The organism is Trinickia violacea (genome assembly GCF_005280735.1).
GTDB lineage: Bacteria > Pseudomonadota > Gammaproteobacteria > Burkholderiales > Burkholderiaceae > Trinickia_A > Trinickia_A violacea.
Map to the genome: position 1 here is coordinate 3,807,486 of NZ_CP040077.1, position 15,564 is coordinate 3,823,049.

A 15,564-nucleotide genomic window follows, 5' to 3' on the forward strand; every position below is an offset into this window, starting at 1 on the left:
TCGTGGCGCGGACAAGCTGACGTGCCGTGCGGCGACGCGGTTTGACGGATACGGCCTGCGGAATCGACTCTCCAGCAGACCGCCTCGATGGTGAAACGAACAGCTGCGGCGAAAATGCGAAAGCATCAGCGCTTGACGGGGGGCGCGCACAACGTATGCGCCCGGCCGCCGCTTGGCGCCGAACCGATCAGATCTGGACCATCTCGAAGTCTTCCTTGCGCGCGCCGCATTCAGGACACGTCCAGTTGATCGGAACGTCTTCCCAGCGCGTGCCCGGGGCAATGCCTTCTTCCGGCAAGCCGGCTTCTTCGTCGTAAATCCAGCCGCAAATCAGGCACATCCAGCTTCTATATTCCATTCTTATGCCGCGTCGAAAAATCCGTTGATCAAAGAGCCATGATGGTACCGTTTTGGCGCCCGGCTCGCTAGCAATCCAGCCCCTAACGGGCCTGGCGCGTTCGACTCGGGCGATCAGGATCAAATACGGAAAAAACGGCGCAGCACGCAAATTAAGCCGCATAATTGAGCCACCCGCACGCTATGTGCCCGCTTAACACCGCAGGTCCATGGCGAGATCTACCCTTCTTCCACACCGTTCATGTCCAGCGAGACCCTTCCGATCGTCCTTACCTTTGGCCTGTCCGACCCGACCGGCGGTTCCGGCTTGCAAGCCGACCTGCTGACGCTGGCGAGCATGGGCTGCCACGGTGTCTCCGTGCTCACCGGCTACACGGTGCGCGATTCGGCGAGCTGCGACGAAGTCACTGGCCTCGATCCCGATACGGTCGCGACGCAAGCGCGGATGCTGCTGGAAGACATGCCGATCGCCGCGTTCAAAATCGGGGCCGCGACGCGTGCCGAGGTGGTGAGCGCGATCGCCGAAGTCGTCGCCGACTATGACGACATCCCGCTGATCCTCGCCCCCGATTTCACGCTTGACGACGAGCACGTGCTCGCAGCCGACGAACTGCGCGAATCGATCGCCGATTTGCTCGCGCCGCAAACCACGCTGCTCATCGCCGATCACGCCACGCTGCTCGCGCTCGCTCAACCGGACGGCGATGCCGATACGCCGACGCTCGACGCGGCGATCTCTCACCTGCTGTCGCAAGGCGCCGAATACATCTTGTCGACCGAGACCGGCACGCACCGGCTCGTCAACACGCTCTTCTCCGAAGACGGCCAATTGCGGCAGGACATGTGGGATCGCCCACCCCATCGCATCATGGGCATCACCGACACGCTCGGCGCAGCGATCGCGGCATTGCTCGCGAATGGCCAGGAGCCGGCGGAAGCGGCGCGCGAAGCGCAGGAATACCTGTATCAGGCGGCGCGCAACGCGTTCCGCCCTGGGATGGGCGCGTATCTGCCGGACCGTTTCTTCTGGGCGCGCAACGACGAGGATGAGCAAACGCCGCCTGCCAGCGAGCCTGATGCGCCACCGGGCGAAGCTCGGCATTGAGCGCACTCGCACGTAACGTACAGACGTAAAAAAACCCGCATCGCTGCGGGTTTTTCTTTGAGGGTACGCGCCTCGCGACGCGCCCCTCCATGCATTTCCAGCCGGGCCGCGAGCGCGGCCCGACACGGAATTTACATGTCCATGCCCATGCCGCCCATGCCGCCGGGCATGCCGCCAGGCATCGGAGCATCTTCCTTCGGCAGCTCGGTAACGGCTGCGTCGGTCGTCAGCAGCAGGCCTGCCACCGATGCCGCGTTTTGCAGCGCGGTGCGCGTGACCTTCGTCGGGTCCACGACGCCGTCTTCGACCAGGTCGACGTATTGGCCGGTGGCTGCGTTGTAGCCGAAGTTGCCCTTGCCTGCTGCAACTGCTGCCACCACGACGCTGGCTTCTTCGCCGCCGTTGATCACGATCTGACGCAGCGGCTCTTCCATCGCGCGCAGCACGATCTTGATGCCGGCGTCTTGGTCGGCGTTCGCGCCCTTCAGGCCGACGATTGCCGAGCGAGCGCGGATCAGCGCAACGCCGCCGCCTGCCACGATGCCTTCTTCAACGGCTGCGCGCGTGGCGTGCAGTGCGTCTTCGACACGTGCCTTCTTTTCCTTCATTTCGACTTCGGTCGCAGCGCCGACCTTGATCACTGCCACACCGCCGGCCAGCTTGGCCACGCGCTCTTGCAGCTTTTCACGGTCGTAATCCGACGTCGCTTCTTCGATTTGCGTGCGAACTTGCTTCACGCGCGCTTCGATGTTCTTCGCTTCGCCAGCGCCGTCGATGATCGTCGTGTTTTCCTTGCCCACTTCGATGCGCTTCGCTTGGCCCAGTTCAGCCAGCGATGCCTTCTCGAGCGTGAGACCGGTTTCTTCGGCGATCACTTGGCCGCCCGTCAGGATCGCGATGTCTTCGAGCATCGCCTTGCGACGATCGCCGAAGCCCGGAGCCTTGACCGCAACGGTCTTCAGGATGCCGCGGATGTTGTTGACCACGAGCGTAGCCAGCGCTTCGCCTTCGACGTCTTCTGCGATGATCAGCAGCGGACGGCCAGCCTTCGCGACTTGCTCGAGCACCGGCAGCAGATCACGGATGTTCGAAACCTTCTTGTCGTGCAGCAGCACGAACGGGTTTTCGAGCACGGCGACTTGCTTTTCCGGGTTGTTGATGAAGTACGGCGACAGGTAGCCGCGGTCGAATTGCATGCCTTCGACGACGTCCAGCTCGTCCGACAGCGACTTGCCGTCTTCGACCGTGATCACGCCTTCCTTGCCGACCTTGTCCATTGCTTCAGCGATGCGATCGCCGATCGACGTGTCGCTGTTCGCCGAGATCGCGCCGACTTGTGCGATTTCCTTGTTGGTCGTGCAGGGCTTGCTGATCTTGCGCAGCTCTTCGATCGCTGCGGTGACGGCCTTGTCGATGCCGCGCTTCAGGTCCATCGGGTTCATGCCCGATGCGACGTACTTCATGCCTTCGCGAACGATCGATTGTGCGAGGACCGTAGCGGTCGTCGTACCGTCGCCGGCGTTGTCGCTGGTCTTGGAAGCCACTTCCTTGACCATTTGCGCGCCCATGTTCTGGAGCTTGTCCTTCAGCTCGATTTCCTTCGCGACCGACACACCGTCCTTGGTGACCGTCGGGCCGCCGAAGCTGCGCTCGAGCACCACGTTGCGGCCCTTCGGACCCAGCGTGACCTTCACTGCGTTGGCGAGAATGTTCACACCCTCGACCATCTTGGCACGAGCGGAATCGCCGAATACGACGTCTTTAGCTGCCATCTTCTAACTCCTTGAAATCTTTTGAGAATACGAACCGGGGCAAGTTACTTCTGGACGACTGCCATGATGTCTTCTTCGCGCATCACGAGCAGTTCGTTGCCGTCGACCTTGACGGTCTGGCCAGCGTACTTGCCGAACAGGACGCGATCGCCAACCTTCACGTCGAGGGCGATTTGCGCACCCTTGTCATCGCGCTTGCCGGGGCCGACGGCGAGCACTTCGCCTTGATCCGGCTTTTCAGCCGCTGCGTCAGGGATCACGATGCCCGATGCGGTCTTGGTTTCTTGATCCAAACGCTTCACGATGACGCGATCGTGCAAAGGACGAAGGTTCATACACACTCCTCTCTAGATTGAGACTGAAGAACGCTGAGTAAGCCCGCCCGGCAGAAGGCCAAGCGGAAATCTTGTTAGCACTCACGTGCAGCGAGTGCTAATTATATGGACGGGTTTTGACAAATTCAAGGCGGGGTGTCGAGATTCACCTAACTTGGAACTTTGTTCACTTAACTTGGAACCCGGCGCCTGCAGCGGAAACCCGTGAGATAAAATTTATCACATAAAATCAAATGGTTACATTTATCGCCTTACGCTTTCGCACCTCGGCAGAAGCGAAGGCGCGCCGAGTCTCGTACGATTTGAGCCACGTGGTAGCCCCCCGATCCAAACATAGGGAAATCCCGCAGATCCCATACAAATTTCATGGAAGTTCTGCAAGTCAGCCAAGAGCCTCCAGAGTCAGTCGGGCCTCGCGGGGCTGAAGACTGGCAGCGGCTTCAGCAGAAGGCGGTCGCTCGTCAAGCGTGGGGCACAAGCTGGCGCGAACGTCAGCAAACTTTGTCCTGCTTCATAACACCGATCCGTTCGAGATGCTGCGCACGCAGACCTTATCGCAGGCTGCTCTGGAGCACCCTTACCCCGCTGACAGTTTTCTGCGGTTCCGCGCAGACAGGAACGGAATAAATGAGGCGCTCGCACGTTTACGTCCTAGCGGCTTTTCGTGTTGAAGAATTGCAGACTCTCAGAGCTTTCCCCAGCCGCGCCAGCAGCTGGGGTGGTCCGCAAGGGAAGGAGGTGCCCTATGAAAGCTTCGCCGCAGTTGTCTGCCCGTGAATCACCCACCGCGCTCCTACGTCCACCGAAACCCCGTCGCCCGTTCCGCTTCACCCCGGTACATCTGCGCGCCGCCATAAGCGGCATCGGCCTCGCCGTGCTGTCGTTTGGATTCTCGATTGCTAGCGGGGAGCCGATTATTCCGCCGACATCGACAGTCGCTTCGACGGTTCCAACCAATCTTGATCTCAATCCGTACGGCATTGCTTTCGTGCCCAGCGGCGTGCCGTCGGGCAGCGCGCTGCAGCCTGGGGACGTTCTGGTGTCCAACTTCAACGCCGCGTCGAACCAGCAAGGCACGGGAACGACCATCGTGAAGCTTGTGACCGACAGCAAGCCGGTAACCTTCTTCCAGGGACAAAATCTGGGTCTCACCACCGCACTCGCGGTGCTCAAGAGCGGCTTTGTGCTGGTCGGCAATCTTCCGACCACAAACGGCGCGATCACCTCAACCGGCTCGCTATTGGTGATCAATCCGCAGGGCGGACTTCTCAGCGAACTGAAAGATCGAACTCTCCTGGACGGTCCGTGGGACATGACGGTCATCAGCGATCAGGGGTCGCAGGTCACCGCGTTCGTCTCGAACGTCCTGAACGGAACCGTGGCAAGGATCAATATCAGCATTGGCACGAGCGGCGCGACGCTCTTGATGAATAGCTCGCGCATCATTGCCTCCGGCTACATGCACCGGCCCGATCCCGCCGCGCTCGTTCTCGGCCCCACGGGACTGGCCTATGACGCTGCCCACGACGTGCTTTACGTCGCATCAACCGCCGACAACAAGGTGTTCGCAATCTTGGGCGCTGCGGCGCGCAAGCACGATAACGGTCCAGGAACGGTGATTTATCAGGATAATGATCACCTTCGCGGGCCACTGGCATTGGCGCTTGCGCCGAATGGAGATCTGGTGACATCGAATGGCGATGCGATCAATCCTGACCCGAACCAATCGAGCGAAATCGTCGAGTTTACGCCCAACGGGCAATTCGTCGCGCAGATGCAGGTCGACCCGACGCCAGGCTCCGCATTCGGCCTCGCATTCGGGTTGAGCAGCAGTGGTCAGTCACAGTTCGCGACAGTCAACGACAACACGAATTCGGCGACTGTCTGGACATTGCGTGGCAATTGACCTTCGGGAAGGACGGTTCCACCAGTATCTGGCGTGCATTAGCGCCGAACCTTGTCTGCCCTATCTGCCCAGACACGATGAAAACTCGTTGAAGACGACCCGGCGACGGACTCCGTCGCCGGGCGAGTCAATTGCCAACTACGCATGACTCGGTGACAACGTGGTTTGCTAGACCTTCGTTGTAAGAGACTTGCTGTCAGTGCGGCTTATTGCGCGCGGTAATCGGCCACGCGCTCGGCCGCCCCCGAGTCCGTCTTCAGCCAAATGAGCGTGGCTGCGCACTTCGTGACGGACAATTCATTGTCGGCAAACGCCGATAGCAGCCGTAAATCTCGCTCGGCCAAGTCTCGCCCGCTCCGGTCCCTATCGTTGTTCATTGCTTGATTGGAACCTCCCCCGTGCTCGATAGAGTTCTGAGCGAACTCGTCGCAATCCGATTCCAGAATGCCAGCCCACTTATCAGCCTCAACTTGCCGGCGGTGGCGGTGGCGGTGGAGGCACGCTTGGGGGCGGCGGCACATAGGGCCGCCCCGCGGGCGCAACCATCATGTGCCCGCGGACCGGGACCCGATTGCCCGCGGCATACATGCACTGGACATACGCAAAGTCGTAGCGGCGCTGCACGTTGTAGGCTGAGCTTTGTGCGGCGCCGACCCCGAACGCGCTCCCGACGAGCAGGCCGGCGCCTGCGCCCACGGCCGCGCCGGTCCCTCCATTGAACGCCGCGCCCGCAGCCGCGCCGAGTGCGGTTCCGACGGCGGCGCTCCCCACCGCGCTCGCTGTTGCCGCCTGGTTGGTCGACACGCCGCCCACCTGGCTGAACGCATATTGCCGGCATGAGGCATCGTCCGCTCGGAACTGGTCGAATGTCTTTCCGGTACCGGGCAGCGCCATCACGCTCGGAGCGGTCGGCAGGACGGAGCACGCGCTGGCACAAGCCAGCGAGGCAAGCAAGGAAAGCCTGGAATATTTCATGGCGCTTTGAACATCCAGTTGATCGTCAACGGGAAGACGAGGGCTGCGAAGGCACCTCTCGCCACCCGCCAGGGCACTGCTTCGCGTAGGGGTAGTAGGCCCTGGATGCATCGCAGTAGTACCAGGAGCCGCTGGGTTGGCCCGGACCGGCTGACGACTGCCCTTGTTCGACATAGCGCACAGGAGCGACCGGCACGGCGACGACGGGCGGATAGTAGTACGGGAACGGAGCGAACGGATAGAAGAAAGGGGCGCCCACACCGACAAAGACCCGGACGCGTCCGGCATCTGCCGACCCTGACGCACAGGCGGCGGCCAGCGCCACCAACATGACGAAAATCTTCCGGCTTTTCACGACGGACTCCTGAATGGATGGGTTTGCCGTTAGCGCTGAGCCGACGTTTTTGTCGGCTTAGCGCGCCGGCTGCACTACCGCCCGCCGGACGGCCCGCGTACCGCGTTTCTGAACGGTCCCATAAGACGATCTCACGAGGGTTTCCGCAGGCGCTTCTGGATGCAGATTCGACTAGTGTCGATGCATTCCGCCGAATCCATGCATGCCGCCGAATCCCCTCATCCCATCGAATCCCCTCGCACCACCGAATCCCCTCGCGCCACTGAAGCCATGCACAACTCCGAAGCCGCGCACACTACCACCCGGAAACGGGCCATGGTGAAAGCCCGCTCCGATTGGCGTACCGAAATGGCCGTGATCCATCTGATGGAAATGATCGAAGTCGTGAAAGTGATGGAAATGATGAAAACGATCGACAAAGATCAAGCTCACGCCCGCGCCGATGAAAACCGGCGGCCCCCACCACCACGGGTCGGGATAGGGATAGGCCGCGACCGGATACCACAGCACGCTACCACCCTGGCTTTGCTCGAACTGCCAAGTACCGTCACTCTGCAGGCACGCGCGTCCGACCATCTGCTGCATCGTGCCATCGATTTCCGCCTGCCCTACGACGGCGCGGCAATTCGCGCCGTAGGTCGGCACGGGTGGCTCGTCGTATGTCTGCGCGAGCGCAGGCGCCGCTAAGCCGAGACAGACGAGCAATGTCCCGAAACGAAGCAGGTTGTCCATGATGTATGGTCACATGAAACCCCGACGTTTTCGACGTCGTGTCAGCGGCGTCGCCTAGCACATCGGTGTGCTTGCTCAAACTCGCGCCGCGGGGATAGCTGCCTTACCGGCTTGCCGCTCGGGACGTGGTTGCCTGATGAGTAAACGATGTCACTCACCGGTTTGTTCCAGGGCCGCGCGTTCGAGTGGAGGATTGGGGAGGTGCTGTCCGTTGCGTGATTCCGCTTATTTGTGCACACCACCTCCGTGCGATCCGCTCGCTCCCGACGGTTGGAAGTCGCTACCGAAACCGCTTGAGCCGTGCCCGCCGCCGTGGCCTTCGCCGCGCCCTCCGCCGCGCAAGCCGCCAGCTATAGCGCCGCCATGATGAAAGTCGTGGTCATGGTCATGGCCGCGATGAAAATCGAAGTCATGGTCATGGTCATGGTCATGATCGTGGTGATGGTGAAAGTGGTCGATGTCGACAAAGCCGATAAAGCCTCCCCCGTAAGGGTACCCATAGTCGGGGCCACAGTAGTATTCAGCGCCCGCAGGATTAGTCATCATGTACTCCTGATCACAGGAGTACATCGACGTGTCGTAAGGCACCGCGGTACAGGCGCCCAACACCGCGGCTGCAAACACCCCTGTCAAAGAGGGCAATATCACGTGCTGCACGGTAAGACCTCATCTGATGTTGCGGAACGACTCCGCTAGAAATTTAGACCGCGGCGCGACCTGCATGTCCGCCGGCAGTGAAGCGGAAATTCATTACCGCGTGTGACAGAACGAGGTCGTTAGCGCTCCTCAATCCTCGCGCGCGCTCATCGCCCTCGCGCAAGCAACGGCTTAAACTTCCAGCACTTTTCTCACGAATCGCATTGGTCAGGAGTCCGTTCCAGACAGCTGGCGTCCGAATCCCGACGACATGCGGCTTACAACGTGCCCGTAGTGATCAATATCCGCCACCACTGCTGCTTTCGCTGGCGCTACTAGCCGCCGCCGCACTGTTGTCATGCGTGCCCGCGTTTGAAGGGGATGCCGTAAAGGTGACCGCCAAAACCATTAGGATGGCGACTAACAGCTTGATTGCATTCATTTTGGTCTCCTGTAGGCGCGACTAACGCCCATTGCCCGACTGCGGGCCTCTTCATGTGTCATATGCCGGTGAGGCATTCATCCTTCGCGGCTTCTAGACCGAGGTTAACCAGAACAGAAGTACTCGTTTGCTCACTGGCGCTTCTTGACGCTCATATTCATCAAACTACAGGCCGGGGTTGCCTTTGCTAATTGCGTCGGCGCCCGCCGTAGCGCATTTCGCGTCGAGGGTGCCGTCGCTCGAACTTCGCCAGACACAATTGCCGAGCCGAAAACGTGAAGGCCTCCGCAGTCTTCGTTGATCCAAGTTTCCGTCATTCCGCCTTGTGCGCACTCGTCAAACGCGTGGCATCAAAACCCGTGCGGCAGTCAGCAGGATCGGCGCGCTCGGTGTAGGGTTCCTTCGAGTTCGGCAACCAACGCCGGCGCAGCACACCGCCCGATGAGTGGCAGGACTACAACTGGTAAACGTTCTTCGCCACCAGGATATTCCGCCTTCGATGGTTTACTTGTAGACTATGCTACAAGCGAGTAGCTTACTCTACATGAACGTTTATCTGACCTGGTCGATCCTCGTCCTGACACTTCCCACCGAGAGCGCGACGGCGCGCATGCGCTTCTGGCGCGCACTTAAAGCCAAAGGCTGCGCCGTTCTGCGGGACGGTATCTATCTGCTGCCTTACACCGCTGAACGAGAAGGCATGCTGCGCGAGCTAGCCACCGCCATTGCTGAAAGCGGTGGCACCGCTCATCTGCTGCGCGCGCCCAGCCTCGATGCCTCGCAGGAGGCGGAATTCCGCACGCTGTTCGATCGCGCCGACGAGTACGACGGGCTCATCCACGCGCTTGCCGATGCTCGCAAGACCGTTTCCGACCAGTCCGCCGCCGATTTGACGAAACTGCTGCGGCGGCTGCGCAAGGACTACGAAACCATCGTCGCGATCGACTATTTCCCAGGTGAAGCAGCCACTCGCGCCGGGGTGGCCTGGCAGGATTTCGTGGCGCACGTCGACACGGTGCTGTCGCCGGGAGAGCCGCACGCGGCGGACCGTGCAATCCGATCGTTAGCGATCACCGACTATCAGGACCGCACATGGGCAACGCGCAGGCGCCCATGGGTCGACCGCGTGGCAAGTGCTTGGCTGATCGGCCGCTTCATCGACCGCAACGCACGCTTCATCTGGCTCACATCGCCGGATGCCTGCCCGGCCGATGCGCTGGGCTTCGATTTCGATGGCGCGGCCTTCACCCATGTGGGCGAGCGCGTCACGTTCGAGGTGTTGCTCACGAGCTTCGGCCTGGACCAGGACCCTGCGCTGCTGCGGCTCGGCGCGATGGTCCATGCACTCGACGTGGGCGGTGCGCCCGTGCCGGAGGCAACCGGCTTTGAAGCCATCATGGCGGGTGCCCGCGAGCGCACGGCCGACGACGATCAGTTGCTGGACGAAATGAGCCGCGTGCTCGATTCGATCTACACGCATTTCGCAGCGAACGCGAAGAACAGCGATACGGGAAGCCGCTCATGAGTACGACGACCGCGACCGCACCCGGCTACTCGCTCGGCCAGATGGCGCTTTACATGTTGAAGCTCGGCACCTTCGGGTTTGGCGGCCCCGTGGCGCTCGTCGGTTATATGCGTCGCGATCTGGTGGAACAGCGCGCCTGGATCACCGAAGCGGACTACCGCGAAGGGCTGGCACTGGCTCAGATGATGCCGGGCCCGCTTGCCGCGCAGCTCGGCATCTACCTCGGGTACGTGCACTACCGAATTCTGGGCGCAACGGTAGCCGGTATCACCTTCGTGCTGCCGTCATTCCTGATGGTGGTTGCACTCGGTTGGGCGTACGCGCACTTCGGCGGACTATCGTGGATGCAGGCGGCCTTCTATGGCATCGGTGCGGCGGTGGTCGGCATCATCGCCATGAGTGCGTACAAGCTCACGACCAAGACGCTCGGCGCTGACAGGTTGCTGTGGGTCATCTATTTGACCCTTGCGGCCGTGACCGTCGCCACTGAATCCGAAATCGCTTGGCTTTTCATCGCGGGCGGTCTCGTCAACGGGTTCCGTCGATCGCCACCCAAATGGCTGGACAAAGGCGGGCTCAACGCGCTCGTAATCGCGCAAGCGCCGGGACTCGCCGGCGTGCTGAGCGGACTGGATCTTTCGCTGCTCGGCCAGATCGGCGTCTTCTTCACAAAGGCGGGTGCGTTCGTGTTCGGATCGGGCCTCGCAATCGTTCCGTTCCTGTACGGCGGGGTCGTGACCGAACACCACTGGCTGAACGACAAGCAGTTCGTCGATGCGGTGGCCGTCGCGATGATCACGCCGGGTCCCGTCGTCATTACGGTGGGTTTCATCGGCTATCTGGTCGCGGGATTGGCCGGTGCCTGCGTCGCAGCACTCGGCACGTTTCTGCCATGCTATCTGTTCACGGTGCTGCCCGCGCCGTACTTCAAGAAGTATGGCCGGTTGCCCGCCGTCAAGGCATTTGTCGACGGCATTACGGCGGCGGCCGTCGGTGCGATTACCGGTTCGGTGATCGTGATCGCGAAGCGTTCGGTCGTCGACTGGCCGACCGCGCTAATCGCGCTCGCAACCGTGTTGCTGCTGTGGCGCTTCAGGAAACTTCAGGAGCCTGTGATCGTCGTGGCAGCCGCCCTGATCGGTCTCGCTGTCTATCCGCTCGTTCACCTGCACGCCCTGTGACTGAACGCGTGCGCGAAAACGTCGAGGAATGCACATGGCAACACGTCGCACCTTTCGACACAACACCGCCGCGGTCGGTGCAGGGATGAGGCTGGCTCAAGCGCAAGCAGCGTTACCTGCTCGACGGCTGACATAAGACATGTTGCACGCCGATACCTGAGGCCACAGCCATGCTTCCCGCCAGGACTTCACTATCGGCGCTATTCCTGCCGGCGGGTATCGACCGAAGCGCGTGGATGCTTCTGGCCTCACGTGGGCTGCGTGGATTTTGCGACGGCTTTATCGCAGTCCTACTGCCCGCGTATCTGCTGGCCCTCGGCTTCGGGCAGTTGGCGGTCGGTCTGATCAGCACTGCAACGCTGATCGGATCGGCTATCGCGACGATTCTGGTGGGTCTGTTGAGCAGCCGCTACCCGCTGCGCGCACTGCTGCTCTTTGCGGCAAGCCTGATGGCTGCCACCGGCCTTGGATTCGCCAGCCTGTCGTCGCTATGGCCGCTGGTCGCGGTCGCCTTCGTCGGTACGCTGAACCCGAGTTCGGGCGACGTCAGTCTGTTTCTGCCGCTCGAGCACGCGCGCCTTGCCGAATCGGCGGAGTCCAATGCCCGTACCGCGCTGTTCGCCCGCTACAGTCTCGTGGGTGCGTTGTCGGCTGCATTGGGCGCGCTACTCGCCGGGTTACCCGACTGGATTGCCTTGCATTCCGGCATTGCCGTACTTTTTGCCATGCGCGCGATGTTCCTCTTCTATGGAGTGACGGGTTTCTTCATCTGCCTGCTGTATCTGCGTCTCCCAAAGCCCGAATCGCACGCCGCTGTTGCTCGGGTGCCGCTCGGCCCGTCGCGGGGGATCGTCACCCGCCTCGCGATGCTTTTCAGCGTGGACGCTTTTGCAGGCGGGCTACTCGTGAACTCGCTATTGACGCTATGGCTCATCCAGCGATTTGGCCTTTCACTTGCTGCAGCCGGACAGTTCTTCTTCTGGGCAGGCCTGCTGAGCGCGGGTTCGCAACTGGCCGCCGCACCCATTGCCCGCAGGATCGGCTTGCTCAACACGATGGTGTTCACCCACATTCCTTCAAGTGTGTGCCTGATCACTGCGGCCTTCACGTCTTCCTTGCCACCGACGTTGGTGCTGCTGCTTCTGCGCAGTGCACTTTCGCAACTCGACGTGCCGACCCGAAGTGCATACGTGATGTCCGTCGTCACGCCACCCGAACGGCCGGCTGCGGCGAGTTTTACCGCGGTGCCCCGCAGTCTCGCGGCGGCCGTCGCCCCGACGATCGCTGGTGGACTGCTTGGCGCCGGCTGGCTTGGCGCGCCACTGATCGCATGCGGGGCGCTGAAGATCGCCTACGATCTTGCGCTGCTCGTCGCATTTCGTCACGTCAGGCCGGGCGGAGGCTCATCATGAATCACGTGCGACGCCTCGACAAACCAGCGTGTTGCAACGATTCCGCTTGGCGGTGAAGTGGGTAACACGCAATACGACCCGGTCTCGCGGCATATCTTTGTCAACGTGCAGACGCGGCAGCAATTGGTCGAGATCGATCCAGTCACCGATGCGGTCGTTGCCCGCATCGACCTGCCCGAAGCGCGAGGCAATCACGGCCTGCTCATCGTTCCGGAGTTACGCCTAGCGTTCATCGCATGTGAAGACAACGACCGACTGCTGGTCCTCGATATGCGCACGATGAAGGTTAGCGGGTCGTTTGCCATTGGCGGCGATCCGGACGTCCTCGCGTTCGATCCTGGCTCGCACACGGTATATGTCGCCGGGGAGGCCGGCATCGTGTCGATGTTCGACGTTGCCGGTTCCCGCGTGTCTAAAATCGGCGATGGCCGGGTGGGGCCGAATGCGCATGTCGTCAATGTCGATGGGGCGACGCATCGGTCCTACTTTCCGCTGAAGAGCGTTGGCGGACGGCCAGTGCTGCGGGTAATGGCGCCTCGATAGAGATATCGCCTTCGACAGCAGCGTCATGCGCCGTCGCCAATGTAAGGCGACGGCGGCAGACTTTTACAACGACTGCACCTGTACCGGTGTCCCCGGCTTGCCTGACGCCTGCGGCGCGATCACGAGATAGCGACGCTTGTCACCGGAGGTGTTCGCGTCCGGTGTGACCAGTTGGCGAATCTGACCAAGCGCATTGACAATCGCGGAGCCCGCCGGATTGGTCATGAAGTTCGCGAGAATTTGCACGTTGCCGGTGCCGTCGGGATTATCGGCAAGGCCCAGCACATAGGGCTGCTTCGGTTGCAAGCCAGTGACGGCTGCCTGAAGGACCTGCACGAGACCCTGATCAAACAACGCGACCGTCGTAGGTGCATGTGCGGCGTCTGTCGACTCGCCCGACCCCACAGGCACTAATACAATGTGAGCAGTCTGGCCAGCCAGGCCGAGTGTCTGCAGGTTCTGCGTGCCATCGCCTTCCGGCACCGCGTTCGGCACGTAGGTGACAGCCTGCGGCGCCTGCCCGATGGGCACGGTTGCGATGACCTTGTTGCTCAGCGTATCGATAGCCGTCATCGCGTCGGCATTCTCGAGACCGATGTAGATGCGGCTACCGTCACCCGACGGCCAGAGCCCATGCGGCAGGTTACCGACCGGAACTGTCGCGACCTGAGAAAAGTCGTCGGTTCGGAACACCTTGACGACATTCAGGCCACCGACCGTCACGTACGCGAACATGCCCTTGGCGTTATGCACGATGTTCACGTGATTGGTGATCGGGCCCGTGTCGAGTGTCTTGATCAGCGCGAATGGCGGCCTCGCATCGAACACCTGGACCTTACCCACGTCCTTGAGCGTGAACCAGACTTGCTTGCCGTCGGGCGTCGCGGCGAGATCCGGGCAGAAGGGGCTTGCCTGCTTGACCGTGCCGACGATCTTGTGGTCGGCCACGGAAACCACCTCGGTCTCCGGGTTGAAAGACGAGCAGACATAGCCATACTTTCCATCCGGTGAAAAGATCTGCATGCCGGGGCCGGCCGGGACGGTGATGCGGGTGATTTCCTCGTACGTCTTCCCGTCGAGTACGTCGACATAGTTTTCGCCGCGCACGGTCACCCAGACTTCCCTTCCATCGGGCGTAAAGAACGCTTCATGAGGTGATCGGCCTACGTACGTGACATGCTTGACCGTGTTCGTTTGCGTATCGATAAACGACACCGAGTTCGATCCGATGGAGACAACCGCTAACGTGCGATGGTCCGGTGAATAACCCATACCATGCACGAGCAACTGGCCCTTGTACAACGGGCTGAAATTGCCCGGCGCCGGGTCGCCGAGGCGAATCAGGCCGACCAGTTTGTTTTCGGCCGGGTCGATCACCGACACCGTGTTCGAAAATTGCTCGGCAGCATAAACGCGATCGTGGTGGCTCACGGGAATGTCAGGATCGGCCAGCGATCCGGGGGCTTGCCCGGCCCAAACAAGTTGCGCAGTAGCCAGTGCGGCCGCCGACAACACGATGTTAAAAATGGACTTGCGCTTCATCACTTCTCCTCTTGCGTGTGGGTCGGCATGTTCATTTGCATGCCACGATGGGACGTCGGGTCGGAGTGGGCAGCCGGGACGGACACGGGTTTCTGCTGGTCGGGAGCGGGTGCCGATGGCGGCAATGACTGACCAAGCGCGAGCCGCATGGCGGCAATTTCCTGCTGTTGTTCGACTACGATCTCTTGTGCGATGCGGCGCAGTTGCTCGTTGTGTCCATAGCGCAATTCGGCCTGTGCCATATCGATGGCGCCTTGGTGGTGCGGCACCATCATGGCAACGAAATCGCGATCGACGTCGCCTGTCGGCTTCACGGCCATGTCTTCCATCATCCGTGTCATGGCCCTATCGTTCTCCGCCACGAACGGCGCTTCGCCGGAACTATCGGTCTGCAAATCCGCACTGAAGGCAGGCGAATCGCAAAGTGCCGAGATCGCAAGGACAATGACCACGCTCAGAATTGTTCGGGCGCTACAAGGAAATTGAGCTCGCACGATGATTCTCCTCTTGTGGGTAACGCGTGTCTCGTTGGGGTGAACACGACGGATGCGAGGTTATTCCGACCACCGCGCACTTTATTTTTAGAACAACTGCGGAGCCGAGCGCCCAGCGGGCCGGAGGAGACGATGGCATGACTAGGGTCTTCCGTGCGCGTCGCCGGCTTCTACGCAGTTGGATCCTCGCAGTCGCGGCTCTCTGCCTGCTGCACGCCTCTTCCGTTCGGGCGCTCCCTATATTCCCACGTC

At 61.3% G+C, this 15,564-nt stretch carries 14 protein-coding genes and 1 pseudogene; 6 read left to right on the forward strand and 9 right to left on the reverse strand.

The window, feature by feature from the left end:
- Positions 1-187: 187 nt before the first annotated feature.
- Complete coding sequence (locus FAZ95_RS17465) at positions 188-358, reverse strand: rubredoxin (protein WP_025527884.1); 171 nt, start codon at positions 356-358, stop codon at positions 188-190.
- A 240-nt stretch (positions 359-598) separates the two neighbouring features.
- On the opposite strand from FAZ95_RS17465, the gene FAZ95_RS17470 reads away from it, so the two are divergent.
- Complete coding sequence (locus tag FAZ95_RS17470; RefSeq protein WP_137333597.1) at positions 599-1,462, forward strand: hydroxymethylpyrimidine/phosphomethylpyrimidine kinase; 864 nt, start codon at positions 599-601, stop codon at positions 1,460-1,462.
- A gap of 131 nt (positions 1,463-1,593) precedes the next feature.
- Here the strand turns inward: FAZ95_RS17470 and groL are convergent, their stop codons facing one another.
- Both groL and groES read right to left on the reverse strand, forming a co-directional pair.
- Complete coding sequence (gene groL, locus FAZ95_RS17475; RefSeq protein ID WP_137333598.1) at positions 1,594-3,234, reverse strand: chaperonin GroEL; 1,641 nt, start codon at positions 3,232-3,234, stop codon at positions 1,594-1,596.
- A 44-nt stretch (positions 3,235-3,278) separates the two neighbouring features.
- Entirely contained in the window at positions 3,279-3,569 is a 291-nt protein-coding gene (gene groES / locus FAZ95_RS17480) for a co-chaperone GroES (protein ID WP_137333599.1), read from the reverse strand.
- Positions 3,570-4,314: 745 nt separating this feature from the next.
- On the opposite strand from groES, the gene FAZ95_RS17485 reads away from it, so the two are divergent.
- On the forward strand, positions 4,315-5,475 hold the full coding sequence (locus FAZ95_RS17485; RefSeq protein ID WP_254699737.1) for an NHL repeat-containing protein: 1,161 nt from the start codon (positions 4,315-4,317) through the stop codon (positions 5,473-5,475).
- 465 nt (positions 5,476-5,940) lie between these two features.
- Here the strand turns inward: FAZ95_RS17485 and FAZ95_RS17490 are convergent, their stop codons facing one another.
- The 4 genes from FAZ95_RS17490 to FAZ95_RS39365 form a co-directional block, all read right to left on the reverse strand.
- Positions 5,941-6,450: a glycine zipper family protein gene (locus tag FAZ95_RS17490; RefSeq protein WP_137333600.1), complete on the reverse strand. Its 510-nt coding sequence runs from the start codon at positions 6,448-6,450 to the stop codon at positions 5,941-5,943.
- A gap of 526 nt (positions 6,451-6,976) precedes the next feature.
- Positions 6,977-7,537 carry a hypothetical protein gene (locus FAZ95_RS17500; RefSeq protein ID WP_137333601.1) on the reverse strand — a complete coding sequence of 187 codons (561 nt, stop codon included), beginning with the start codon at positions 7,535-7,537 and terminating at the stop codon, positions 6,977-6,979.
- Positions 7,538-7,762: 225 nt separating this feature from the next.
- Positions 7,763-8,194, reverse strand: coding sequence for a hypothetical protein (locus FAZ95_RS17505; RefSeq protein WP_137333602.1), 432 nt, complete (start codon positions 8,192-8,194; stop codon positions 7,763-7,765).
- Positions 8,195-8,471: 277 nt separating this feature from the next.
- Entirely contained in the window at positions 8,472-8,615 is a 144-nt protein-coding gene (locus FAZ95_RS39365) for a hypothetical protein (RefSeq protein ID WP_175425634.1), read from the reverse strand.
- A 544-nt stretch (positions 8,616-9,159) separates the two neighbouring features.
- Here FAZ95_RS39365 and FAZ95_RS17510 point away from each other — a divergent pair.
- The 4 genes and pseudogenes from FAZ95_RS17510 to FAZ95_RS17525 form a co-directional block, all read left to right on the forward strand.
- A complete protein-coding gene (locus FAZ95_RS17510; RefSeq protein ID WP_137333603.1) occupies positions 9,160-10,140 on the forward strand; it encodes a chromate resistance protein ChrB domain-containing protein in 981 nt (326 codons plus the stop codon).
- Entirely contained in the window at positions 10,137-11,321 is a 1,185-nt protein-coding gene (locus tag FAZ95_RS17515) for a chromate transporter (protein ID WP_137333604.1), read from the forward strand. The genes FAZ95_RS17510 and FAZ95_RS17515 overlap by 4 nt, the downstream gene beginning before the upstream one ends.
- A gap of 170 nt (positions 11,322-11,491) precedes the next feature.
- On the forward strand, positions 11,492-12,733 hold the full coding sequence (locus tag FAZ95_RS17520) for an MFS transporter (RefSeq protein ID WP_137333605.1): 1,242 nt from the start codon (positions 11,492-11,494) through the stop codon (positions 12,731-12,733).
- A gap of 9 nt (positions 12,734-12,742) precedes the next feature.
- Positions 12,743-13,276: pseudogene (locus tag FAZ95_RS17525) on the forward strand (YncE family protein); the annotation flags it as partial.
- Between the two features lie 63 nt (positions 13,277-13,339).
- On the opposite strand, the gene FAZ95_RS17530 reads toward FAZ95_RS17525, so the two are convergent.
- Both FAZ95_RS17530 and FAZ95_RS17535 read right to left on the reverse strand, forming a co-directional pair.
- Positions 13,340-14,818, reverse strand: a complete 1,479-nt coding sequence (locus FAZ95_RS17530; protein ID WP_137333606.1) for a YncE family protein — start codon at positions 14,816-14,818, stop codon at positions 13,340-13,342.
- Entirely contained in the window at positions 14,818-15,312 is a 495-nt protein-coding gene (locus FAZ95_RS17535) for a DUF305 domain-containing protein (protein ID WP_137333607.1), read from the reverse strand. The genes FAZ95_RS17530 and FAZ95_RS17535 overlap by 1 nt, the downstream gene beginning before the upstream one ends.
- Positions 15,313-15,564 lie beyond the last annotated feature (252 nt).

Excerpts from the sequence above, each read along its gene's own strand:
- FAZ95_RS17465 (WP_025527884.1), bottom strand. The coding sequence starts at position 358 with ATGGAATATAGAAGCTGGATGTGCCTGATTTGCGGCTGGATTTACGAC.
- FAZ95_RS17470 (WP_137333597.1), top strand. The coding sequence starts at position 599 with ATGTCCAGCGAGACCCTTCCGATCGTCCTTACCTTTGGCCTGTCCGAC.
- groL (WP_137333598.1), bottom strand. The coding sequence starts at position 3,234 with ATGGCAGCTAAAGACGTCGTATTCGGCGATTCCGCTCGTGCCAAGATG.
- groES (WP_137333599.1), bottom strand. The coding sequence starts at position 3,569 with ATGAACCTTCGTCCTTTGCACGATCGCGTCATCGTGAAGCGTTTGGAT.
- FAZ95_RS17485 (WP_254699737.1), top strand. The coding sequence starts at position 4,315 with ATGAAAGCTTCGCCGCAGTTGTCTGCCCGTGAATCACCCACCGCGCTC.
- FAZ95_RS17490 (WP_137333600.1), bottom strand. The coding sequence starts at position 6,450 with ATGAAATATTCCAGGCTTTCCTTGCTTGCCTCGCTGGCTTGTGCCAGC.
- FAZ95_RS17500 (WP_137333601.1), bottom strand. The coding sequence starts at position 7,537 with ATGGACAACCTGCTTCGTTTCGGGACATTGCTCGTCTGTCTCGGCTTA.
- FAZ95_RS39365 (WP_175425634.1), bottom strand. The coding sequence starts at position 8,615 with ATGAATGCAATCAAGCTGTTAGTCGCCATCCTAATGGTTTTGGCGGTC.
- FAZ95_RS17510 (WP_137333603.1), top strand. The coding sequence starts at position 9,160 with ATGAACGTTTATCTGACCTGGTCGATCCTCGTCCTGACACTTCCCACC.
- FAZ95_RS17515 (WP_137333604.1), top strand. The coding sequence starts at position 10,137 with ATGAGTACGACGACCGCGACCGCACCCGGCTACTCGCTCGGCCAGATG.
- FAZ95_RS17520 (WP_137333605.1), top strand. The coding sequence starts at position 11,492 with ATGCTTCCCGCCAGGACTTCACTATCGGCGCTATTCCTGCCGGCGGGT.
- FAZ95_RS17530 (WP_137333606.1), bottom strand. The coding sequence starts at position 14,818 with ATGAAGCGCAAGTCCATTTTTAACATCGTGTTGTCGGCGGCCGCACTG.